This is a genomic window from Acidovorax temperans (assembly GCF_028596105.1).
Classification (GTDB): Bacteria; Pseudomonadota; Gammaproteobacteria; order Burkholderiales; family Burkholderiaceae_C; genus Acidovorax; species Acidovorax temperans.
The window spans coordinates 659415-682500 of the sequence record NZ_CP117193.1 but is presented as its reverse complement, the minus strand read 5'-3'; the positions used below and the strand labels follow the sequence as shown (position 1 = coordinate 682500).

Below are 23086 nucleotides of genomic sequence, written 5' to 3'. Positions count from 1 at the left end.
GACACGAAATATTCACCAGGCAATACTTTTACCGCGTTATGCTGAAAATGGTGATCAAGATAAAAAAATGAAGCCTCTCCAGGACGCCTAGGACGAGCCTTCAATTCCTCTAAAGAAGAGTTTTTCACACTCATCACAGAGGAAGAGTACACCTCAGGACTAAGGGGTGCTATTCTAGGCGCACGACGCCGCTCTAGTCCCGCCCCAGTACCACTAGAAGCAGAAGAGGATGTGCTCAATCGATTATTGGTCATGGGACAGTTTGAGAGTAGTCTCACCAGACAGAATCAGCGCCGCTCGTAAACCGTTTTTCCGCGCAGGACAAACAGGTCTTTAGACTCGCTAAAATTTTCCGCATGCCCAACAAATAAAAGCCCTCCAGGCTTAAGGACTCGATGAATTTTTTCCAACACCCTTCTCTGAGTTGCTGCATCGAAATAGATCATTACATTTCGACAAAAAACCACATCGAAGGGCTCCTTGAATGGCCAGTCGTCTCGAATTAAATTGACACTCATAAAGTCAATTAAACGCCTTAGTTCAGGCTTAACTCGTACCATCCCTACATTAGAAGCCTTACCTTTCAAGAAAAACCTCTGTAGTCTCTCCTGGCTCATCCCCTTCATACTATCTATTCTGTAAACACCATTTCCGGCCGTAGCTAGTACTTTGGAGTCAATATCGCTGGCTATCAGCTTGAAAGGGGGATTGCTCCCTAAAGCCTCACATGCAGTCATCACTATTGAATAGGGCTCCTCGCCCGTAGAGGCGGCATTGCACCATACCTTCCAGAAACTTCCCGACGGCTTGCTACGCAGGTGAGATGCGAATATTTCGAAGTGATGTTGCTCTCGGAAAAAAGCAGTCAGATTGGTTGTCAACGCATTGACAAACTCTTGCCACTCAGGTCCGTCATTAGATTCAAGCCAACTGAGATAGTCGTTGAAGCTGCCGTGACCTGTTTCCCGAAGTCTGCGGGAGAGTCGGCTGTACACCATGGCGTGCTTACCATCATGCAAGCTGATTCCAGCACGCTTGTAAATAAGGCCTTGAACTCTTGCGAAATCCGCGGTTGTCCAAACAAACTCTCTACCTTGCGCAAGAGGCCCCGCAGGTGCAATTACGTTCGCATCCATCTCTGAGCGATGCAAAGATGAGCGATTAATTTTTATGGAATGAGTGGCTTGGGACATGAGTTCATCCAAATAGAAAATCTACCAATGCTCAAATTCAAAGAATCTGTGGCCAACCTATTGGCTCAAGCATCCTATGCCACGCAGCAGAAGCCTATGCTTCACTCATCATTTGCGGCCAAACCCATATCCGCATTCGACATTAATTTTTCAATATCAAGCAGGATCAGCATTCTCTCCCCTACAGATCCCAATCCAAGAATGCATCCATTATCAATTGCACTCTCAACATCAGGGGCAGATCGAATATTCTCAGCGGACAACCCCATAACATCACTAACAGAGTCAACCACGATTCCAACAACACGGTCACGCAAATTTAAAATTATTACAACCGTAAAACTATTATAATCCGCCTGCGCGCAATTAAATTTAAGCCGCATATCAACAATAGGAACGATAGTTCCGCGCAAATTTACGACACCCTTTATAAAAGCAGGCGCATTGGCAATACGGGTTGGTTGTTCATACCCTCGTATTTCTTGCACCTTGAGTATGTCAATGCCATACTCCTCCTGATCCAATCTAAAGGTCAGATATTCGCGAGCACCAACATGCGCGTTTTCAGAAATTTTAGCAACGAGACTCATAAATACTCCTCAGGACCAGATATTTCAATCAAGCCCCCTCAATGCCTAGCACGACGAACCAGCCCACCAATATCCAAAATCAAAGCAACAGTACCATCACCCAATATTGTTGCACCCGAGACATTCGGAACTTTACGGTAATTCGATTCCAAGTTTTTAACAACCACCTGATGCTGCCCCAATAACTCATCAACCAACAGAGCAACACGACTTCCGTCCGCCTCAACAACCACCATAATATTGCTAGTTTTATTTAAATCAAATCTAGGAACTTGGAATATCTTTTCCAAAGCTATTACAGGCATGTATTCGTCACGAACTTTCACCAACTGCGAGCCTTGGGCAACCGTACTAACGTCATCCGGATTCACTTGGAATGACTCCACCACGGACGAAAGGGGCAGTATGTAGACTTCCTCTCCAACTCCGACGGACATACCATCCATGATTGCAAGGGTCAGCGGCAGGCGCACCGAGACCTTCATCCCATAACCTTCCGCCGAATCAATCTCCACCGATCCATTCAATGCAGCAATATTTCGTTTAACCACATCCATCCCGACACCACGGCCAGATACGTCAGTGACTTCGTCTGCCGTCGAAAATCCAGGAGCGAAAATCAGCTGCCACACTTCAGAGTCAGGCATCTGTTCGGATACATCCATTCCCCTCTCCATGGCCTTCTTGAGTATCTTTTCGCGTGACAGTCCTTTGCCATCATCACGTACGTCAATCACAATAGAGCCCCCTTGATGGGAGGCAGACAGCGTGATAGTGCCGTGCTCAGATTTCCCTTTTGCCAAGCGTTCTGCAGGTAGCTCAATCCCGTGGTCACAGCTATTGCGGACCAAATGGGTAAGAGGGTCAGTAATCTTTTCAACCAGTCCTTTATCCAACTCAGTCGCCTCACCAAGAGTGACAAGCTCTACCTTCTTGCCCAGCTTGTTTGCCAAGTCCCGTAACATACGCGGAAAACGACTGAAGACTATCGACATAGGAATCATTCGAATGGACATCACGGATTCTTGCAAATCTCGAGTGTTTCGATCCAAATCTGCCAGTCCTGCGAGCAACTGCTGGTACGCACCAGCATCCAAACCACGGCTGTTTTGAGCCAACATTGCTTGGGTAATCACCAATTCACCGACCAAATTAATGAGCTGATCCACTTTATTCACTGCAACGCGAATGGTGGTGGACTCCATCTGGGCTTGTGTGGAAACCTTAGGTTCAACAGCCTTCGTCACCACAGCAGTTTTTACTTGCGGAACGCCTTCAGCAGCGGGCGCACGTGAAGGCAACGGAGCGGGGGCTCCGGGTGCGTCGCTAAAGAAGCCGTAGGCCACTTCCGAAGTCCCATCATTTGGAGATGCTCCAACTTTTGCTGCGTCAACGAAGCGGACTTGGTCCTTGGACACATGGAATGCGAACAAATCCAGCAAATCATCAGTAGAAGAGGTTGTTTCGACTGCGAATACACGCATACCAGGGATCGAAGCGGGCATGTCTTGGATAGTTCCCAAGCCTGCGATATCACGGAACAGATCCTTGATAGCGTCAGCTTGCTCTGTGCGATCTAGTGGACCCACATGAATTTCCAGCCGCCGCAACTGGCCAGGCACATGAGGAGCCGACGCGGGTGCTGCAGCTACTGATACAGAAGGCGGCACGGGGTCTGCAGATACTGACGCATCCAATGCGCGCACTGGAGCAACCTCCAATTCTGTTGGTAGTAGTCCTGCAGCTAGATCACTGATTCGCTTCACCAAAGCAGTCGTAGAAACTGCCTCTCCCTGGCCTCCTGCTTGATGGCGGGCAAGTAAGCTCCGTGATGCATCTGCGGACTCAAGCAAAACATCAACCATTTCTGGAATAGGTTGCAACTCGTGCCGACGCAGTTTGTCCAACAAGGATTCCATCTGATGAGTTAGCTCCGCTACATCAGAAAACCCAAAGGTCGCAGCACCGCCCTTGATGGAATGAGCACAGCGGAAAATTCCGTTGAGTTCCTCATCGTTAGCATTACTGAAATCTAAATTCAGGAGCATTTGCTCCATCTGATCAAGATTTTCCCCCGCCTCTTCGAAGAAGATTTGGTAAAACTGACTCAGATCAAAATCAGCACCTGATCCAGATCCTTCTGGGTAATTTTCTGCCATAGTTGGCTCCTCATTGGTAGCTGTGATTTGAAGCCGTGTTAACGGATTACCTTCTGAATGACCTCAATTAACCTATTGGGGTCAAAAGGCTTCACCAGCCACCCAGTCGCACCAGCAGAACGCCCCGCCTGCTTCATCTGATCACTGGATTCAGTCGTTAAGATCAAAATCGGGATAGTTTTGAATTTGGGGTGTTCGCGCAGTTTGCGCGTAAGCCCAATCCCATCCAAGCGAGGCATGTTCTGATCTGCCAAAACCAAATGGATGTCATGGGTTTCCGCCTTTTCAAGGGCATCTTGCCCGTCTACCGCCTCCACTACGTGATAACCCGCACCAGTTAAGGTGAAGGACACCATTTTTCGCATGGATGGTGAATCATCTACGGCAAGTATTGATTGCATGTAAGGCTCCAACTGACTTGAATATTTAGATTAGCCAATCACGTAACGATCAAAATAAATCGACGGAACCAGCATCCATTTCGCTTTGAGTTACAGGGTTGGGTCTATCAGGGGCCATGTCAGCGAACGGGGCAGCCTCCTCACCCTCTTCGTGTCCCATGGCCTCCGAAGCCAATCGAAAGGCACAGCCCTGCAGTACTTTGGTGGTGTGCCAGATCAACTGAGACGCCATGTCCTGAAACTGCAATTCTGTGACTGCACTACGTAGTGCATTTCTTGCAGCAAGCAGCTCCGGCGAATCAGCAACAAAAGAATCTGTCAAAACAGCGTTGGCCTCGCCAAATCTTTCGAGCAAGTTATCTGTTGCATGACTAAGCAATCCCTCCAATCGGTGCAGATCGTGCATCACCACCAGCAAAGAGTCTTGCAGTTCGGCTGCCACCATGACAGGGACTTGAACCCCTGGTCCATCAGGCGTTGTTAGCGTAGATTGCATCGTCTCTCCATCGCAAAAATCAGCAGCAAAGCACTCGTACCATCACAGAAGCCTGCGTTGATTTGAGATTTACACAGAGTAAACCCAATTACCCGCGAACCATTGGACGCTCGCCCACTAACCCTCTCAACCAGACAAACACCCTTGTTTGTTCCAAAATGTATCCTATGATACCCCTCCTATGGTCAAGATAGCGTCAGAGCAACGCCTTCGCGTACTACACCTCGAAGACTCGCCCGCCGACCAAGGTTTGGTGCGCCGCATCATGGTTAAGTCGTATCCATCGGCGGAGGTATTTCAAGTTGATTCACTGGAAGCATTCCTTGATCGACTACATCAAACTCACATCGACATCATCCTAGCGGACTACCGGCTCAACGGATTTACAGCGCTTGATGCATGGCAACATGTTGTGCAATTGCCTAATCCTCCCGTGTTTGTGCTGCTTTCAGGGGCGATAGGGGAAGCTGCTGCGGTGGACGCCATGCGGCTGGGGATTTCAGATTACCTCTTGAAAGATGACATAGCTCGCCTCCCCCACGTCGCGGCGAGAGCACTGGAAGTTCATCATGCCAAGAAAGAGCGTGCATTGGCGGTTACTCGCCTCGCAGAGTCGGAAGCACAACTGGCTGCACTGACAGAACATCTCCAAACCTCCATTGAGCAAGAGCGCGCTTGCATTGCAAGGGAAATCCACGACGACATAGGCGGAGCCCTGACAGCTGTCAAATTTGACATCGCGTGGATTGGTAGACATGCTGATACGCCAGAGATGAAAGAGCATGCCTTGGCTGCGTCTGAAATGCTGCAACACGCTATCGGAGCCAGCCAACGCATCATGATGAACCTGCGCCCTCCCATCCTTGAGCAAGGCTTGGTCGCGGCGGTTCGCTGGCTAGCCAGCGGTTTTGACCGAAGAACTGGCGCATCAACAACGGTGCGCGTGGCAAACGAAGAAATGCAAGTCGCTTCCGACGTGCAACTGGTGGCTTATCGCACGACCCAGGAAGCTCTCACGAACGCTGCAAAATACGCAAGCCCCAGCAAAGTGGTCATTGACCTGTCAGATCGTGAAGGTGTTTTGACATTGGAAATTGCAGACGACGGTTGCGGAATGCCCCCAGAAATGCGGATGAAGCCCAAAGCTTTCGGATTGAAAGGTCTGCAAGAAAGAGCCCGCACGGTGGGAGGCTGGCTAGACATCAGCAGTCAGCCTGGAAAAGGGACATGCATTACGCTGACAGTTCCAATCACAGCCACTGCGGCTCATCCAATAGAAGACTTTTAAAGTGATTCACGTCGTTCTCTGTGATGACCACGCTGTATTGCGTCGGGGTATCCGCGATACATTGATGGAAGCACACGACATTACCGTGACAGGCGAAGCGGGCAGCTATCCTGAGTTGCGGGAAGTTCTGCGCACATCGCCCTGCGATGTTCTGCTACTTGACTTGAACATGCCAGGGCGCAGCGGACTCGAGGTGTTGGCAAGTCTGAAGGAAACCAATTCCGAGATCAAAGTTCTGATAGTTTCTATGTACCCGGAAGATCAGTATGCAGTGCGCTGCCTCAAGGCTGGAGCGCAAGGCTACGCCAACAAAGCGGGTGACCCCATGGAACTGATTGCAGCGGTACGAACGGTGGTGCAGGGACGAAAGTACCTCACAGCAGAAGTGGCCCAAATGCTCGCTGAAAGTGTGGCGCAACCAACACTTGAAACACCACATTCAGCACTATCCGAACGTGAGCTGCAAACTCTTGTCAAAATTGCCTCAGGCCGCCGCCTCTCTGACATCGCTGAGGAGCTTATGTTGAGCCCCAAAACCGTGAGCGTCTACCGCGCCAGAGTTTTGGAGAAACTGCAACTCACCAACAATGCTGAGTTGACGGTGTATGCCATACGCAATCAGTTGGTCTGACCCGCCACTGGATTGAAGACAAACACCTTAGCAGCAAGGCCCAGGTAGTCCTGTCGATTACTACCGTTGGGCTGCAAAAATATCCATGGCCTGCTGCATCAGCATAAGCATGGGCTGCTCCAGCATAGGCAGGGTGGCGGTGATGCCCAGCATGCCCACGGTCAGCGTCACAGGGAACCCTACCGCATAAATGTTCATTTGCGGCGCTACTCGCGAAATAACGCCCAAGGTAAGGTTTACGAACAGCAGTAGCGCAATCATAGGCAGCGCAATCCATAAAGCACTGGAGAACAGCGAAGCGCCCAGCTCATACAAGCGCATCTGATTTAAAGCTGCTAAAAAATTCCCATTCACGGGAAATCGTTCAAAACTCTTCACTACTGCCAGAACTACCAACAAGTGGCCGTTGATCGCAATGAACAACAACATTGCGATATTTCCAAAAAAACGGGCCACTGCACTGACTTGAGCATTGCTGGTGGGATCGAAAAATGATGCGAAATTGAGCCCCATCTGGAGGCCAATGATTTCTCCAGCCAACTCTACAGACGAGAACACCAGTCGCACGGCGAAGCCGATCGCCAATCCAACGACCACCTGCTGCACAACGACTCCGATGGCCTCACGTCCGTTGATATCGACAATCGGTTGTTCAGGCAGGATCCCTTGCGCGCACACTGCAACCAGAAAAGCCAAGCCGACCTTCGCCCGCGTGGGTATCACGCGCATGGAGAAAATAGGAGCTACGGTAAAAACAGCCAGAACGCGTAAAAAAGGCCAAAGCACAGGAGACAGCCACGCCATCAACTGTGCCTCGTTGAAAGTAATCACGACCCTGAAATCCTTGTGCTAACCAATCACCGAAGGAATCGATTCAATCGTTCTGCGCAAGTAATCCACCAAGGTACTAATCATCCACGGCCCGGCGATGGCAAAGACCACCATAGCGGCGATCAGCTTGGGCACAAACGCCAGCGTTGCCTCCTGAATTTGTGTGACCGCTTGAAAGATGCTGACGACCAAACCAACCGCCATCACGACTCCTAACACAGGCATGGAGATCATGAGCAGCAAGGTCAAGGCATCTCGCCCGAGGGTCAAAACCATTTGGGATGTCATGCCAGAACCTCTCAATCAAGTAACGAAACTGGCTGCCAAAGAGCCCAAAAGCAGGTTCCATCCGTCAGTCAAAACAAAAAGCATCAGCTTGAATGGGAGTGCGACCAACACCGGTGACAGCATTATCATGCCTAGTGACATCAAAATGCTGGACACCACCATATCAATCACCAAAAACGGTATGAAGATCATGAATCCAATCTGGAACGCTGACTTCAACTCACTCGTTACAAACGCAGGTACTAAAACGCGCAAGGGTGCCGTTTCTGCTGTCACCTCTGGATTGAGACGAGCCAGCCGAGAGAAAAGTGCGAAGTCTGATTGGCGTGTTTGCTTCAACATGAATTCACGCATGGGTGCTTCGGCTTTTTGCAAAGCCTGCTCAAAGCCCAAAGTGTTGTTCGTATAAGGTAAATAGGCTTCTTGATAGACACGATCTAGCGTCGGCCCCATCACAAACATCGTCAAGAAAAGCGATAGACCAATAATCACCTGATTTGGTGGAGCTGACTGGGTACCGATAGCCTGCCTCAACAATGACAAGACAATCACGATACGGGTAAAACCCGTCATCAACAGAAGTACCGCAGGCAAAAAAGACAGTGCCGTGAAAAATAGCAATGTCTGAATAGGCACAGAGTAGCTATTACCACCTGAGCCCGTTCCTATTAACACGGGTAAGGCTCCTGCTGCCGTCTGTGCTGCGGCCACGGAGCTGAACAACACTCCGACCGTCAGGACGACGACTCCGGCCCCAGCCGGCAGCAAGGCTTTAAGCCAACAACGACCGAGGGACAGATTAGCCATCTGACTCTTTCGGCATCGATGCGCGAGCCATCTCTTGTGCGAAAGATGCGGGCTGCTGCTCCGGTGAGGCAGGGACCGGAGTAGAAAATAAGCAGTTGATATGTTGAGAGGTCACACCTAAGACCAGTAAGGTGCGAGAGTGCTCAGGCCCAACCTCCAGCGTCACAACTCGCTGCTGAGGTCCCACCGCTACGGTAGAGACGATTTTGGATGCAGTGATCGCTCCCCCAGCAATACCTCGTGATGCTTGACGCTGCTGAGCCCAGCGCACTACCCATGGCAAACAAGCCATTCCGGCAATGAACAAAACCACCACGCCCAGTGTTTGCGCCATATTTGGGCTATCCACGGCTAGCTCGCCTCAGCCGCTCTGAAGGGGTCACCACATCGGTGAGACGAATACCAAACTTGTCATTCACCACCACGACTTCACCCTGGGCAATCAAGTACCCGTTGACCAGCACATCCATCGGCTCACCGGCGAGAGCGTCCAGCTCCACAACGGACCCCTGGGCGAGCTGCAAGATGTACTTGATGGGGACTTTGGTACGTCCCAACTCCACAGAGAGCTGAACAGGAATGTCCAACACCATATTGATGTCGTTGACCGGGGCATCGTTGCTGCTGGAGAAAGGACGCACGGGTTCACCAGACAACGGTCCGCCCTGCTCAGCATCTCCTGGTGCGTTGTCGCGCTTTTGTTCCTCAAGCGCTTCGGCCCACCCCGCAAACGGATCGTCTGCGGCGTCGGCGGCATTATTGTCATTGTTGTTTTCTTCAGTTGACATCTTTTTCTCCAAGCCAGCTCATATCCGCATTACGCAGACATTCTTCGATGCGAATTGCATATTTCGAGTTGTGCGTCCCATACTGACATTCAAAAATAGGAACACCGCCGATCGATGCCTTGATGCGAGGCTCGCGATCCAACTCAATGAAATCTCCGGGCTTCATGGCCAGCAATTGCTCCACGGTGGCATCAGCCTTGGCCAACTCTGCCACCAGCACCACTTCGGCAGCTTGGATTTCCCGGGTCAGCACTCGAACCCAACGGCGATCCACTTCGATGGAGTCACCTTGGGTAGATGAATAAAGCACATCCCGGATCGGCTCCAGCGTTGCGTACGGCATGCAAACGTGGATGGCGCCTGAAAGATCGCCAATTTCCAATTGAAAAGCCGTCGAAACGACAATCTCACTGGGCGTGGCGATATTGGCAAACTGCGGCTGCATTTCAGACCGCTGGTACTCCAGTTCCAATGGATAAATACCATGCCACGCCTTTTTGTATTCGACGCAAATGACATCAACCAAGCGGTTGATCACACGTTGTTCCGTGGGCGAAAAATCACGGCCCTCAATACGAGTCTGAAACTTTCCCACTCCACCGTATAGCGTGTCAATGATCCCAAAAACCAGCGAGGGCTCGCAGACGATTAGACCGCTACCGCGCAGAGGCCTGATGGCAACAATATTGAAGTTTGTGGGAACCGCCAGCTCACGCAAGAACGCGCTGTAGCGCTGCACCGACACCGTCCCGACAGAAATTTCAGGGCTTCTGCGGATGAAGTTGAAAAGCCCGATGCGAAAATTGCGTGCAAAACGTTCGTTCACGATTTCCATCGTGGGCATGCGCCCACGAACGATACGCTTTTGGCTGGAAATGTCGTAATTTCGAACAGATCCAGCCTCTGCAACTTCTTCTACGGATTTCTGGCTTTCACCAGTGACACCTTCAAGAAGTGCATCAACTTCTTCTTGCGACAGAAATGAATCACTCATACATGACTCCTAGGCGTGTCACTGAATGATGAAGTTTGAAAAGAGCACACGTTTCACCGGATTTTTTTCTGCCCAGATACGAGCAGCGCGGTCCTCTGCCTCTTCGTCCTCGGAATCTCCCGCGGTACGCTTCTTAGGAGTAGGCACTGTAAATCCCAACGGCTTGGACACTTCTCGATGAATGTCACGCGCAAGTTTTTCTTTGCCCTCTCGCTGAAGCAACTCCTCAGAGGTGCGCTGGGATGCCAGCATCAATATGCCGCTGCGAATAGAGGGCATATATTGCTTGACCAAATCCGCAGTTTTGGCGTCGGCCACCTCCAAGGTAATGCCAATCTGGGCAAAACGCTCACCTCCTGGGTCAGCAAGATTTACCACCATATTCTCGATAGGAAGAAACGTCGGAGGCGTTTTGGCAGTCTCCTTGGTCGCAACAGGTTCCTCAGCCTCTTCGTCCTTCGGGTGGGACCGGCTAGACAACAACCAGGCGGCAGCACCACCTGCCACCACAAGCAAGGCAACCACCACAATGATGATGATCATCATCTTCTTGCTTTTGGGTTTCTCCTTGGCCGGAGCGGCTGGGGCGTTGGCAGACACGGGGCGATTCCTTGCTGTGTGGGGTGAGCCAACCATGCACGTTGTTACGATGGCAGGCTACTCACTTAAATTGTCGGATGATCAGGCGACCGATAATAGCCAGAATAAAAGCCCAAACACATGGCTGTACAACACCTCATCTGCCCATGACTCGCCGGTCTGGATGAGCTACAGGAAGCCATCACACAAAGACATCAATCGCACCGCGCCCAGTTTGGATGTGATTGGCTCGCACCGAAATACCTTCAGCAGCAACCACCGTGGTCTGCCCCGCCTTTGGGGCACGCCCCTGAGACGGCTCACCACTGGAGCGTCCATCACGTGCAGACGTGCCCACGCTTGCACCTGACAGTACCAAGCCCTGGCCGCGCAACATCTCACTCAATTGCGCCATGCTGGCGTCCAGCAGCTGCCGTGTCTGCTCCTGGTCGCTGCGGAACGCGACCTGGGCCTCGTTGCCCGAGAGCGTGACGGAGACTTCTACAGGCTGCCCATCCCTGGAAAGCGTCATTTCTGCGCTCTGCACCTTCTGGTTCACCCAGTATGTGACTTGCTCTGCTAGCGCATCCTCTGCAGCGAAGGGAGGCATCGCGTCAAAGGAAGCTGCCTCCCCGGCAGGTAACGGAACCTCGACTTGAGCTCCATCCTGAGCGCCTTCATTACCAGCGCCGCTACTACCCAAATCCGACAGCCGCGCGGGTTCGCTCCCACGTTCAGGTACCAGAGGAAGAACCTGCCCGTTCAGGACGGAAGTGTCCTCTCCCTCCATCAATCCCAAGAACGTGGGAGAACTACCCGCTGCGTGCACCCCAACAGCCGAAAGCCCTCCCGCCTCTCGCAGTGAAGCCACAGATGAAGTAGCCAAGGCAACAGACAAGCCATCTGTAGCACTTGCGAGAGTTTTGGCAAGGTCACTTGACAACCCCTTGGTCATCAGCACGCTTGCACTTGCACTCAAAGGCTCACCCCGCTGCGCCAACGCCGCAGTTGCACGAGTGCCGACGGGCCTCCCCAGGCTAAGAGCAGATGCAGCGAGGTCCCCGTCCTTGACATCGCCAAGCCTGTCCAGCGCAGTGGTTTGAGCAACCAAACCGCCATCTGGAAGATCCATATTCCAAGAAAGCCCTGCACCCCCACCTTCTGTCGGTAGTGACTTAGCGCCCAAAAGGCTACCTGCCGCTACTCCTTGCATTTGCATGAGCATCCCAGGGTCTGTTCCCTGAATGGCCACCAAGCCAGCGTCCTCCGGCTGAAGATCCAAGCGTTCATCAGCTTCTGGGCTTTGCTCCAGTGCAGCCATCAGCGCCAAAAAACCCCCTTGTCCGGCGGCCTCTTGAGCCGCTTCGTCGGAAGGTTTGGCCATCGTCTTCCCACGCACTGGCGCGCTCCCCCCTTGTGGTGAGTGAGAGCTTCCAACTCGAGACTGTTCCATTTCAACCCTCCTGACCCGAAGGTCCAATCGCATTACTGTGGTACTTGATCGCCGCGCGCTCGTCTGTCTGCTTCTGGTCACGCCGCGCTTGCTGCAGTTCGATCTCTTTGCGACGCGCTTCCAACACTTTTCGCAGGCTCGCCAGCCGCAATTCGGCGGCCAGCACTTGGCGTGAAGCTGCCTCGATGCGCTGCATATGGTCTGCCACCACACCAGACTGCAATCCAGCTGCGTGCCCAAGTCGCCCCATAAATTGGTGATGGTGATACATCACTTCCGGCTTAAGGCTCGCGCCCTCTTTAGCGCCCCAACGCTCTTGTATTTCTTCTGCATAGCCTTCCAACTGAGACAGCTGTCCCTGCGCGGCCTGACACGCAGCTTGTGCGTTTTGGAGAACTTGGCGCGCCTCATCGCGCTTGCGCTCCGCAACACTCACAGCAACCATCAACGCTTTCAGCACAGACATCGCGTATCTCTTTCTGAAAGCTAACTCTCAAGTACTGCCGCAATGGCCGCAACGCTCTGATCCATAGAAGCAGCGTCAAACATGTCTTGCTGCAGGCACGCTGCCATCTGTGGCTGAAGGCGAATGGCTTCGTCCAATGCAGGGTCAGAGCCGCTCATGTAGGCTCCCACTTGCACCAGATCACGACTTTTCTGATAGCGCGAGTAGACGGCGCGAAAGCGACGCGCTAGATCGAAATGCTCACGCGACACCACGTTGTGCATCACACGGGATGCCGACTGCTCGATATCAATCGCCGGGAAATGACCTGACTCCGCGAGCGCCCTGGATAAAACGATGTGTCCATCGAGAATGGCGCGCGCTGAGTCTGCAATCGGATCTTGCTGGTCATCGCCTTCAGACAGCACGGTATAAAACGCTGTAATCGATCCCACTCCATGCAGCCCGTTGCCACTGCGCTCGACCAATTGAGGCAACTTCGCAAAACAAGATGGGGGATAGCCTTTGGTGGCTGGCGGCTCACCAATGGCCAGCGCAATTTCTCGCTGCGCCATGGCGTAGCGGGTCAGCGAATCCATCAGCAGCAGCACATGCTTGCCTTTGTCCCTGAAATGCTCAGCCACCGCAGTGGCGTAAGCCGCACCTTGCATGCGCAGCAAAGGCGGCGCATCAGCGGGGGCGGCAACCACGACTGAGCGGGCACGACCATCTTCACCCAAAATATCTTCGACAAATTCTTTAACCTCGCGCCCCCGCTCGCCAATGAGTCCCACCACGATCACATCCGCACGGGTGTAACGGGCCATCATTCCAAGCAATACGCTCTTGCCAACCCCAGAGCCCGCGAACAGGCCCAGACGCTGACCACGCCCTACCGTCAACAACGCGTTGATCGCACGAACGCCAGTGTCCAAAGGCTCCCGTACAGGATCGCGATCCATGGCATTGATCTGACGACGATCCATGGGTTCCGCCACCACATCCTGCACGGGCCCCGCATGATCCAGCGGAAGCCCCTGTGCATCCACCACACGGCCCAGCAACCCATCGCCCATCGGCAAGCGCAGGACACCTGCGCGTGCTACTGGCTTGGCGACCTCCCCTAGCCGAGGGGGCGGAATGTAGGGCGCGGCAGGCGTCACGCTGGCGCCGCTGGACAGACCATGAATGTCACCAGCGGGCATCAAAAATGCCTTGTCAGCAGAGAAACCTACGACTTCTGCCAGCACTGGGGTATGTCCAGGCATCTGAACCATGCACTGCGAGCCCACGGGTACCCGAATCCCTGCTGCCTCCAATACCAAGCCCGTCAGGCGCGTCAAGGTGCCGCGGGTCTCCAGAGGCACGCCGGCAGAGACACGCTCACGAGCATCGCTCATGAAGCGCTCCCAGGAAGAAGCAGGCTCAATCGCCATGGCTATCGTCCTCTGGTTTTGCCTCTTGCCAGGGGCTCTGCAACCCCAGCGCCGCCACAGCCCTCTCCCAACGCTTCGATACCGATGCATCCACCACTGTTCCGCCAGACTCAACCAAGCAGTCTCCCGATGGAACTGCTGCGTCGGGGAGCCACTGAACGGAGGCGCTTTCGGTCATAGCTTGCAATGGCTCCTGAACTACGGCCAAGTCTGCAGGATTGAGCCGCACCACGGCCGGGCGACCTTCTGCAATCAGCATGGAAACAGCCTCTCGCACCGCAGGCAAAAGGACCTGCGGGTTGCAAGAGAGCTCCTGGCGAACGACCTGACGAGCAATATCGCACGCAAGAGCCAACACATCCTGAGCCATTTGCTGCTGCATGCCAGCCATGGAGGACTCCATCGACCGGGATACAGCCAGCAGGCTTTGGGCCAATTCCTGGCCTTGCTGGGCGACATAGTCGTCCATGCGACGCTGCCACTCCAGAGCAGTCTCCGCCTGGCCCTGAGCAAAGCCCTTGGCGTAAGCGTCATCGCAGGCTTGTTGAACCAAGGCTAACTGCGCCGCCTCATCAAACGCCGGCTCTTCGGGCAAGGCCACAGGTTCTGGCTCAGGCTCTGGTGGCAGCAGGTCGGAGCCATCCACCGCACCGAACTTCCATTGCGTGACAGCGCCCACCTCCTCACTGGGGATGAAGCGTGAGTAATTTCGATGATTAGACGAAGGCATCATCACCACCACCGCCAATCACAATCTGGCCTTCGTCCGAGAGACGACGCACTGTCTTGAGAATTTCCTTCTGCTGTGCTTCCACTTCCGAGAGACGCATGGGGCCACGCGACTCGAGATCCTCACGTAAGGCCTCGGCCGCGCGGGAAGACATATTGGAGAGGAATTTTTCGCGCAATTCCGGCACTGCTCCCTTGAGCGCAACAATAAGGGTTTCGGAAGCGACTTCCTTGAGCACGATCTGGATGGATTTGTCATCCAGCTTGAGGATGTCCTCGAAGACAAACATCTTGTCCATGATCTTCTGGGCCAGGTCGGGGTCGTACCCACGGATGGACTCGAGCACCACGGCATCCATGTTGCCGCCCAGCAAATTGATGATTTCTGCGGCCGCCTTGACACCGCCCAAAGAGCTCTTGCGGATCTTGTCTCCGCCCGCAAGCACTTTGAACAGCACTTCGTTCAAATCTTTCAAAGCCGTTGGCTGAATACCTTCCAGCGTCGCCACCCGCAGCAATACATCACTGCGCTGACGGTCCGACAACTGCTGCAGGATGCCTGCGGCCTGCTCGGAATCAAGATGTACAAGAATGGCAGCAACGATCTGTGGGTGCTCATTGCGTAGCAACTCTGCCACCGACAACGGATCCATCCACTTCAGGCTTTCAATACCTGAAACATCTCCACCTTGCAGGATTCGGTCAATCAACAACGATGCCTTGTCATCCCCAAGGGCACGGCGGAGCACAGAACGCACGTAATCGCCCGTGTCAGAAACCAAGAGGCTCTGCGCAGAAGCGGCGTCAGAAAAGCGGTTAATCACGCGGTCAACCTTCTCGCGCGAGACCGACTTCATGCGCGCGATAGTCTCTCCAAGTTTCTGCACTTCTTTAGGAGAAAGATGCTTGAATACTTCCGCCGCCTCCTCTTCGCCAAGAGACATCAGCAGAATCGCCGCGTCGTTCAGACCTTCTTCATCCATGAGACATCATCCATTCAGTCACAGGCGCCTCAAGCGGCATCGCCGTGCACCCAAGTTTTCAGGATATTAGCCACAGCCACTGGATTGGCCTTGGCCAATACCCGAGCCTCTTCCAGCCGGAGCTGCTCTGGCGTGACCTCCACAACCGCATCCTTCTTGGTGGGAGCAGGGAGTGCAGGCCGATCTGGCTCATCCGCTTCCAGCGCGCTGAGCTGACCACCCGCCACAGGAACTGCTGCAGCAGGTTTGGCAGTGCCCTTCAGTGCAGGCCTTACCAATCCCAGCAGAACCAAAGCGGCAAACAACACGGCACCCAAAGGCCAAGCAAAGGTTTTAGCCAACTCAATCGTCTCAGGCTGCCTCCACAGTGGTACAGCAGCTGCTGGAGCCTCAGAAGTCAAGAAAGGCGTGTTCATCAGATTCACGGAATCTCCACGCTCCTTGTTGAAGCCAATGGTTTCACGCACCAAACCGGTCATCTGTTCGATCTGCTCAGGGGTAAGCGGCTTGGGCGATGCACCACCCTTCTCCTCGGCCAGGGCTTGATAGTTGACAACCACAGCAGCACTCAGGCGCTTGATGGCCCAGTTATTACCACGGGTCACCTTCACCGTCTTGTCCACTTCGTAGTTGGTGGTGGACTCGCGCTTGCTGGTGCTTTCCCCGGCCCCCTGTTGCCCACCCGCTGTGGGCGCCGGATTGGCTCCATTGACAGGCGCAGCAGACGGAGCGGGCGGCTGATTGGCCACAGCGCCAGGCACACCCGTTGCTGTTTTATTAGCGGTACCACTGCTCTCAAGCACCTGCTGGCTACGAATGGCGCCAGAGTCTGGGGTCTGGTTGGGGCGGAATTGCTCTGAAGTCGATTCTGTCCGGCTGAAGTCCAACTCTGCGCTGACCTGGGCCTTGACATTGTTGCGCCCGACTACAGGCTCCAAAATCTCCATGATGCGGCGAGCGTACTGCTGCTCGATCTGCTGCACGTACAACAGCTGTTGAGCATTAATGCCTTCTTCCCCCGAAGCATCGGGAGACTGAGACAACAGCTTTCCTGTGTCGTCCAGCACACTGACCGCCGAAGGGGCAAGCTCTGGGACGCTGGAAGCAACCAGGTGAACAATGCCTGCCAACTGGGCTCGATCCAGTATGCGCCCCGGATGCAAACTCACCAAAACCGATGCCGATGGTTTTTGCTGCTCCCGGAAAAAACCGTTCTGATTGGGCAGCGCCAGATGCACCCGCGCCCCCTGTACTGATGACAGCGCCTGGATGGAGCGCGTCAACTCACCCTCAAGCCCACGTTGAAAGTTGAGCCGTTCCTGAAACTGCGTCATCCCAAACCGGTTGGTCTCCATCAACTCAAATCCGGTCACCGAACCACGCGGCAAACCCTGCGTAGCAAGCCGCAGTCGCACATCGTGCACCCTCTCGGCGGGGATGAGGATTGCCCCGCCCCCATCCGCGTGCTTGTAAGGCACGTTCATTTGCGACAACTGGGCAACGATGGCTCCACCATCCTTGTCGCTCAGGTTGGAGAACAGTACTTTGTAGTCAGGCTGACGGCCCATCACCATGGCTGCAACCGCAGCAACCACCAACAACGCGATGCCAGCACCCAGGCGCATGCGCTGACTACGGTCCAGCGCAGACAACCGCTGCAGCCAATTGGGGCTCGCAGAAGGAGGTGTAACAGGGACTTCAGCAACAGCAGACATCTTGCTTTCCAATGTGAGAGGCTCGGCAGAGACCTAGCGTTGGGCCGATTATTGGGGGGAGCACCACATCATGTTGACCAGATAAGCCGCGCATTTGTCCATCAATTTCACAGGATGGCTCGCTGCGCCCTCGATAGGATCACAGCGTACCTCAATCCCTTTACGGACACTGCCATGGACCTTCGCATCTCCAGTTCCACCGCCCCCCTGTCGGGCGCCGGCCTGGCGCGCCGCGCTGCCACACCGCAGGCAGAGGGTAATGAAGTCGGCTTCTCCAGCGCGCTGAAGGGAGCCCTACAGTCGGTAAGTGCAGCCCAGAATCACTCCTCAGCGCTTCAACGAGAAGTCCAGATGGAGAACCCCTCCGTGAGCCTGGAGGAAACCATGGTCGCGATTCAGAAAGCCCAAGTTGGCTTCCAAGCGACTCTGAATGTGCGCAACCGCATGGTGCAAGCCTATACAGACATCATGAACATGCAGGTCTGACAAGACAAGTTGCCGCCCTCTCGTCGCAGCACAAATAAAAAAGCGCTTGCAATGCAAGCGCTTTTTTATTTGGAGATCACATCCCCCCGCCACAGGGGGGATGCGTCAATGCATCATTTGAGGCTGCCCCTCAAACAAGTGCTCAAACTGGGCAAGCCAAGGCTCAGCGAGGCAACGAATCTGGGCATCGTTGCGCAAGATACGTTGCATGATGCGGGTTTTCTCACGGCGATGCTCAGGCAGCAACTCGTGCTCCTGCGACTTGAAACGCAGCTGCTCGATCAGCACGGCACAGGCGCCCTCATAGCGCACCACACCATCCCAGTCCTTCAGTTTCGCAGCTTCCAACATTTTTGCGCTGCTGTCTTCGATGGCTTTGTAGTAGTCAATCAGCATTTCAGGCCCATTTTTATCAATGATTGTTGGCATGTTCCGACTCATGTGTGCACCTGGTTTCCAATCTCGCTCCATCCGTCCATCACGGGCTGCAGCGCATTGAGCACTTCATCTATCGCGGTCGCATCATTCTGTGCGTTGGCCTGGGTTAGACGCACAAGGCAGTACGAATACAGTTTGTGCAAATTCTCTGCCAGCGCACCCCCGGCCTGCATATCCAAGCCGGAAATCAGGCCCTCGTCCAGCAAGCGAGCAGCCTTGCTGATAAAGCGCACCTTGGCAGTCACATCTTTACGCACGATGGCATCCTTCGCAACAAGGAGACAGGTTCGCAGTTCCGTGAACAGAAGCCCGATCAACTGGTGGGGCGAGGCGCTCATGACCTGGGAATTCAAGTCCACCTGCCGGTAAGCAGCAGATGCTCTGGCGCTGGGATGGGAGTACATGTGAAAACTTTCCATTTCTTGATGTGCTGACCCAGTTATCGGCAAGTACGCACCCAAATTAAGACTCCCATCGCAAATAAGCACTCTGACAGCAAAAAGGCCTTTGCACGACTCAACGCTCCGTGTGCATCTGTGGATTCAGGCGGTCGACGGCGCAAATATTCGCGATCGCGCAGCTGTTGCTGCTTTTTACGCCTTGCAGCCCGTCCTTATCCACAGCGCCCACGTCCGCTTGAATCGTACAAAACATGCCCAAACCGACCCGATTCTCCACGCTTGAGCGGCCATGCCATCTCACGAACAAGCAGCCAAAGCGCTGCCATGTCCGGCCTTTTTGATCTGATCACCCTAAAGTTTCCCGCCCAGCACCCGAAAACTCCATCAACGAGCATCGAGTGACTCGTTGCCAGATGCGCATAGGGCACAACTGGCACTGGATAAGAGCTAAACTTTCCTCCAAGGAGCTTTCCCCATGGCCATGACCATCAACACCAACGTTGCTTCTCTCAACGCCCAGCGCAACACCGCCACCAACAGCGCCAGCCTGAGCACCACCATGCAGCGCCTGTCATCGGGCCTGCGCATCAACAGCGCCAAGGACGACGCCGCCGGCCTGGCCATTGCCGACCGCATGAACACCCAGGTGCGCGGCATGAACGTGGCCGTGCGCAACGCCGGCGACGCCATCTCCATGGCGCAAGTGGCCGAGGGCGGCCTGTCGGGCATGAACGATATGCTGCAACGCATGCGCGAACTTGCAGTGCAGGCCTCCAATGCCACCAATGGCTCGGGCGATATTGCCAAGCTGAATAACGAATACACGCAACTGGGCGCCGAACTCAGCCGCATGCTCAGCGCCACACAGTTCAATGGCGATAGTGTTCTGAACAGCACCGCCAGCTATGTGTTCCAAGTGGGCGCCAACGACGGGGCGGAAAATCGAATCACAATCGCTTCATCCGACATCAGTCTGAATGCGACTACTGCGTTCACGAACGTTGCATCCGGTGGTAGCACTGCGTCGGCGCTGGCAACCGCCGCCTCCGGCAATACGGCGCAAATCGCCGCTTTGGATCTTGCGATTTCCACAGTGAATGACCGCCGCGCATCCTTGGGCGCACTGCAAAGCCGGTTTGAAAACACCATCAGCTACCTGCGCACGGCCAGCGAGAACCAGTCCGCCGCCCGTGGCCGCATCATGGACGCGGACTTCGCCGCAGAAACCGCCAACCTGAGCCGCACACAGGTCCTGCAGCAGGCCGGCACCGCGATGATTGCCCAGGCCAACCAAGCGCCACAGCAAGTGCTGGCCCTGCTGCGCTGATGGCAAGCCCTGCAAGGCAGGCCTGAGAACCAAGCCGGGGGCCCACAAGCACCCGGCTTTTTCACTTTTCAACGCAAATAGCGCGGCGTAAGATGGGCCCACAAAGCCCGTCGGCAAACCACTTCACCTGGCACAGGAGCGAAACATGGCCTCTATTTCATCTCCCGGCATCGGTAGCGGCCTGGATGTCAATACCATCGTCAGCCAGATGATGGCCGTGGAAAAGCGCCCGCTGCAGCTGCTGCAAACCAGTGCCAGCAGCCTCGATACCAAGATTTCCTCCTACGGCCAAGTCAAATCCGCCCTGTCGGCGCTGTACGACGCAGCCAACGGCCTGATGAGTTCGTCCGTTTGGCAGAGCAAGCAGTTCGCCACCACCGACAAGGATGCCGTCACCGGCTCGGTGTCCACGGCAGCCGTGGCTGGCAACTTTTCCCTTCAGGTCACGGCGCTGGCCAGCAGCCAGTCTTTGGCGTCTGGCAGCTTCGCAAGCGGCGCCGTGATGGGATCCGCAGGAACACTCAGCCTGCAAACAGGGCGTTGGGACGCAGTCGGCACCGGCTTCACGGCCGCAGGAGCAAAGGTGGATATCTCGATCGCAGCCACCGATACGCTGGCCGACGTTGCCGGCAAGATCAACGGTGCGAACGCCGGGGTTTCGGCCGTGGTGGTAAAAGGCACCAACGGCGACCAATTGCTGGTGCGCGGCACCAAAACGGGACAGGAAAACGGGTTTTCTATGTCCGTACTCGACGATGGCCTCCCCCCTGCGCCCCCCGCGCCGGGCAGCGCCCTGAACAAGCTGGTCTATGACCAGGCATCCGTTTCCGCAGCGCAGGCGGGAATCATGTCGCGCACGGTGACGGCCAGTGACGCCACCTTCACCATCAATGGCATTGAGGCCACATCAGCCACCAACACCGTGGCCGATGTGGTGCCAGGCGTCACGCTCAATCTACTCAAAACCACCACCACTCCGGTGGAAGTCACCGTCAGTGCCGACAAAAAGGCTGTGCGCGACAAAGTTGAGGCCTTTCAGCAGGCCTACAACAAAATCAACACCCTGCTCGCCGATCTGACACGCTACGACCAGAGCAGCAAGACAGCACAGCCCCTGCAAGGTGACAGCACGGCCACCGGGCTACAAAATGCATTGCGCGGCTTGCTTGGACGGCCCGACGCCACAGGCACCTACTTCACCAATGTGGGGCTGGAGTTGCAACGCGATGGTTCGCTGAGCATCAACGCAAACAAGCTGGATGCCGCACTGAACGATCTGCCAAAGCTGGAGCAGACCCTGACCGCCAGCACCGGCAATGCAGCCACTGACGGCCTTGTGACGCGCATGCGCGACTTCGTATTTGGCGCCAACGGTGTCGAAGGCAACATCACCGGCCGCAGCAAGGCCCTGGAAGCTGCCAAGAAACGCAACCAAAGTGAGCAAGAAACAATGAGCCTTCGCCTGGAGCAACGCCAGAAAAATATGCTCAAGCAATACCAGGCCCTGGACGCCAAGCAGGGCAGCATGAGTTCGCTCAACTCCTTCATGACCTCACAAATCAGCCAATGGAATAAAAGCTGACCACCCAAAAAAGCCAGGAAAAGCCCCGTTCATCGGGGCTTTTTTTTGCGGCGCGCCCACCAGAATTGCCCTTAACACCCGGCAAGTCATGAGGCACGGTCGCAGCCGACTAATCGCATGTATCCGAGTGGAAAGCTATTTCTTCGAAATTGAAGGAGCCCCTCCATGTCCATGACCATCAACACCAACGTTGCTTCTCTCAACGCCCAGCGCAACACCGCCACCAACAGCGCCAGCCTGAGCACCACCATGCAGCGCCTGTCATCGGGCCTGCGCATCAACAGCGCCAAGGACGACGCCGCCGGCCTGGCCATTGCCGACCGCATGAACACCCAGGTGCGCGGCATGAACGTGGCCGTGCGCAACGCCGGCGACGCCATCTCCATGGCGCAAGTGGCCGAGGGCGGCCTGTCGGGCATGAACGATCTGCTGCAGCGCATGCGCGAACTGGCGGTGCAGGCCTCCAACGCGCCCAACTCTGTGGGTTCCGCGGGCGATATCGCCAAGCTGAAGAACGAATATGACCAATTGGGCAAGGAACTCGGCCGCATGCTTGATGCCACCCAGTTCAACGGTGAGAAGATCCTGAACACGACTGCTAGTTATGTATTCCAGGTCGGGGCCAATGCTGGTGCAGAGAACCAGATCACCATTGCAAACGGCGATATCAGCTTGAACGGTAACACTGCTTTCACCCCCGTCATGGGCGCCGGCGGGACAGCAGCTCCAGCGTCTAGCCTGGAAACCTCAGCCGCAGCCGCCAACACCGCCATCATCGGCGCCCTGGACAATGCAATTTCCGCGGTGAATGACCGCCGTGCCTCCTTGGGCGCACTGCAAAGCCGGTTTGAAAACACCATCAGCTACCTGCGCACGGCCAGCGAGAACCAGTCCGCCGCCCGTGGCCGCATCATGGACGCGGACTTCGCCGCAGAAACCGCCAACCTGAGCCGCACACAGATCCTGCAGCAGGCCGGCACCGCGATGATTGCCCAGGCCAACCAGCTGCCCCAGAGTGTGCTTAAGCTGCTGCAGGGCTGATGCCC

Annotated in this window: 27 protein-coding genes (1 of these 27 running past the window's edge); 6 read left to right on the top strand and 21 right to left on the bottom strand. The window is 54.9% G+C overall.

Annotation, left to right across the window (positions count from 1 at the left end; translation table 11 throughout):
- From cheD to PQV96_RS03175, 6 genes are all read right to left on the bottom strand, one after another.
- Window positions 1-254, bottom strand: the 5' portion of a protein-coding gene (gene cheD / locus PQV96_RS03200) for a chemoreceptor glutamine deamidase CheD (RefSeq protein ID WP_207373447.1). It extends 490 nt beyond the left edge of the window; 254 of the gene's 744 nt are visible here — the first part of the coding sequence; its start codon is at window positions 252-254; its stop codon lies off the left edge, out of view.
- A gap of 33 nt (window positions 255-287) precedes the next feature.
- A complete protein-coding gene (locus tag PQV96_RS03195) occupies window positions 288-1136 on the bottom strand; it encodes a CheR family methyltransferase (RefSeq protein ID WP_207373456.1) in 849 nt (282 codons plus the stop codon).
- Between the two features lie 158 nt (window positions 1137-1294).
- Window positions 1295-1783 carry a chemotaxis protein CheW gene (locus PQV96_RS03190; RefSeq protein WP_207373446.1) on the bottom strand — a complete coding sequence of 163 codons (489 nt, stop codon included), beginning with the start codon at window positions 1781-1783 and terminating at the stop codon, window positions 1295-1297.
- 38 nt (window positions 1784-1821) lie between these two features.
- The gene (locus tag PQV96_RS03185; protein WP_273624536.1) at window positions 1822-3942 is read right to left on the bottom strand and encodes a chemotaxis protein CheW; all 2121 of its coding nucleotides are present in this window, start codon (window positions 3940-3942) and stop codon (window positions 1822-1824) included.
- A gap of 38 nt (window positions 3943-3980) precedes the next feature.
- The gene (locus PQV96_RS03180) at window positions 3981-4343 is read right to left on the bottom strand and encodes a response regulator (protein WP_044402276.1); all 363 of its coding nucleotides are present in this window, start codon (window positions 4341-4343) and stop codon (window positions 3981-3983) included.
- Between the two features lie 49 nt (window positions 4344-4392).
- Window positions 4393-4839: a hypothetical protein gene (locus PQV96_RS03175; protein WP_273624534.1), complete on the bottom strand. Its 447-nt coding sequence runs from the start codon at window positions 4837-4839 to the stop codon at window positions 4393-4395.
- A 181-nt stretch (window positions 4840-5020) separates the two neighbouring features.
- On the opposite strand from PQV96_RS03175, the gene PQV96_RS03170 reads away from it, so the two are divergent.
- Both PQV96_RS03170 and PQV96_RS03165 read left to right on the top strand, forming a co-directional pair.
- Entirely contained in the window at window positions 5021-6127 is a 1107-nt protein-coding gene (locus PQV96_RS03170) for a hybrid sensor histidine kinase/response regulator (RefSeq protein WP_273624533.1), read from the top strand.
- 1 nt (window position 6128) lies between these two features.
- The gene (locus PQV96_RS03165) at window positions 6129-6758 is read left to right on the top strand and encodes a response regulator (protein WP_273624532.1); all 630 of its coding nucleotides are present in this window, start codon (window positions 6129-6131) and stop codon (window positions 6756-6758) included.
- Window positions 6759-6818: 60 nt separating this feature from the next.
- Here PQV96_RS03165 and fliR read toward each other — a convergent pair whose 3' ends face one another.
- The 13 genes from fliR to fliF all read right to left on the bottom strand — a co-directional run bounded on the left by fliR (window position 6819) and on the right by fliF (window position 17806).
- A complete protein-coding gene (fliR, locus tag PQV96_RS03160) occupies window positions 6819-7589 on the bottom strand; it encodes a flagellar biosynthetic protein FliR (RefSeq protein ID WP_273624531.1) in 771 nt (256 codons plus the stop codon).
- Window positions 7590-7607: 18 nt separating this feature from the next.
- Entirely contained in the window at window positions 7608-7877 is a 270-nt protein-coding gene (fliQ, locus tag PQV96_RS03155) for a flagellar biosynthesis protein FliQ (RefSeq protein ID WP_066696592.1), read from the bottom strand.
- 15 nt (window positions 7878-7892) lie between these two features.
- On the bottom strand, window positions 7893-8684 hold the full coding sequence (gene fliP, locus PQV96_RS03150) for a flagellar type III secretion system pore protein FliP (RefSeq protein ID WP_273624530.1): 792 nt from the start codon (window positions 8682-8684) through the stop codon (window positions 7893-7895).
- Window positions 8677-8976, bottom strand: a complete 300-nt coding sequence (locus PQV96_RS03145; protein WP_337931936.1) for a FliO/MopB family protein — start codon at window positions 8974-8976, stop codon at window positions 8677-8679. Before PQV96_RS03145 ends, fliP begins: the two co-directional genes overlap by 8 nt.
- Window positions 8977-9025: 49 nt before the next feature.
- Window positions 9026-9472, bottom strand: a complete 447-nt coding sequence (gene fliN / locus PQV96_RS03140; protein WP_066696581.1) for a flagellar motor switch protein FliN — start codon at window positions 9470-9472, stop codon at window positions 9026-9028.
- Complete coding sequence (fliM, locus tag PQV96_RS03135; RefSeq protein ID WP_273624529.1) at window positions 9462-10466, bottom strand: flagellar motor switch protein FliM; 1005 nt, start codon at window positions 10464-10466, stop codon at window positions 9462-9464. Before fliM ends, fliN begins: the two co-directional genes overlap by 11 nt.
- Window positions 10467-10484: 18 nt before the next feature.
- The gene (locus PQV96_RS03130; protein WP_273624528.1) at window positions 10485-11066 is read right to left on the bottom strand and encodes a flagellar basal body-associated FliL family protein; all 582 of its coding nucleotides are present in this window, start codon (window positions 11064-11066) and stop codon (window positions 10485-10487) included.
- A gap of 181 nt (window positions 11067-11247) precedes the next feature.
- On the bottom strand, window positions 11248-12429 hold the full coding sequence (locus PQV96_RS03125; RefSeq protein WP_242638048.1) for a flagellar hook-length control protein FliK: 1182 nt from the start codon (window positions 12427-12429) through the stop codon (window positions 11248-11250).
- A 70-nt stretch (window positions 12430-12499) separates the two neighbouring features.
- A complete protein-coding gene (gene fliJ / locus PQV96_RS03120) occupies window positions 12500-12964 on the bottom strand; it encodes a flagellar export protein FliJ (RefSeq protein ID WP_273624527.1) in 465 nt (154 codons plus the stop codon).
- A 20-nt stretch (window positions 12965-12984) separates the two neighbouring features.
- Window positions 12985-14379, bottom strand: coding sequence for a flagellar protein export ATPase FliI (gene fliI / locus PQV96_RS03115; protein ID WP_207373437.1), 1395 nt, complete (start codon window positions 14377-14379; stop codon window positions 12985-12987).
- The gene (locus tag PQV96_RS03110) at window positions 14369-15112 is read right to left on the bottom strand and encodes a FliH/SctL family protein (RefSeq protein ID WP_207373453.1); all 744 of its coding nucleotides are present in this window, start codon (window positions 15110-15112) and stop codon (window positions 14369-14371) included. Before PQV96_RS03110 ends, fliI begins: the two co-directional genes overlap by 11 nt.
- The gene (gene fliG, locus PQV96_RS03105; RefSeq protein ID WP_273624526.1) at window positions 15096-16091 is read right to left on the bottom strand and encodes a flagellar motor switch protein FliG; all 996 of its coding nucleotides are present in this window, start codon (window positions 16089-16091) and stop codon (window positions 15096-15098) included. The genes PQV96_RS03110 and fliG overlap by 17 nt, the downstream gene beginning before the upstream one ends.
- 29 nt (window positions 16092-16120) lie before the next feature.
- On the bottom strand, window positions 16121-17806 hold the full coding sequence (gene fliF / locus PQV96_RS03100) for a flagellar basal-body MS-ring/collar protein FliF (protein ID WP_273624525.1): 1686 nt from the start codon (window positions 17804-17806) through the stop codon (window positions 16121-16123).
- Between the two features lie 174 nt (window positions 17807-17980).
- Here fliF and fliE point away from each other — a divergent pair, with 174 nt between their 5' ends.
- Complete coding sequence (fliE, locus tag PQV96_RS03095) at window positions 17981-18292, top strand: flagellar hook-basal body complex protein FliE (protein WP_066692865.1); 312 nt, start codon at window positions 17981-17983, stop codon at window positions 18290-18292.
- Between the two features lie 105 nt (window positions 18293-18397).
- On the opposite strand, the gene PQV96_RS03090 is transcribed toward fliE, so the two are convergent.
- Together PQV96_RS03090 and fliS are read right to left on the bottom strand one after the other, a co-directional pair.
- Entirely contained in the window at window positions 18398-18721 is a 324-nt protein-coding gene (locus tag PQV96_RS03090) for a flagellar protein FliT (RefSeq protein ID WP_273624524.1), read from the bottom strand.
- Between the two features lie 8 nt (window positions 18722-18729).
- Window positions 18730-19134 carry a flagellar export chaperone FliS gene (gene fliS / locus PQV96_RS03085; protein ID WP_198846539.1) on the bottom strand — a complete coding sequence of 135 codons (405 nt, stop codon included), beginning with the start codon at window positions 19132-19134 and terminating at the stop codon, window positions 18730-18732.
- 472 nt (window positions 19135-19606) lie between these two features.
- On the opposite strand from fliS, the gene PQV96_RS03080 reads away from it, so the two are divergent.
- The 3 genes from PQV96_RS03080 (at window position 19607) to PQV96_RS03070 (ending at window position 23081) form a co-directional block, all read left to right on the top strand.
- Complete coding sequence (locus PQV96_RS03080; protein WP_273624523.1) at window positions 19607-20458, top strand: flagellin N-terminal helical domain-containing protein; 852 nt, start codon at window positions 19607-19609, stop codon at window positions 20456-20458.
- 145 nt (window positions 20459-20603) lie between these two features.
- Window positions 20604-22040: a flagellar filament capping protein FliD gene (gene fliD, locus PQV96_RS03075; protein WP_273624522.1), complete on the top strand. Its 1437-nt coding sequence runs from the start codon at window positions 20604-20606 to the stop codon at window positions 22038-22040.
- 165 nt (window positions 22041-22205) lie between these two features.
- Window positions 22206-23081, top strand: coding sequence for a flagellin N-terminal helical domain-containing protein (locus PQV96_RS03070; RefSeq protein ID WP_273624521.1), 876 nt, complete (start codon window positions 22206-22208; stop codon window positions 23079-23081).
- Window positions 23082-23086 lie beyond the last annotated feature (5 nt).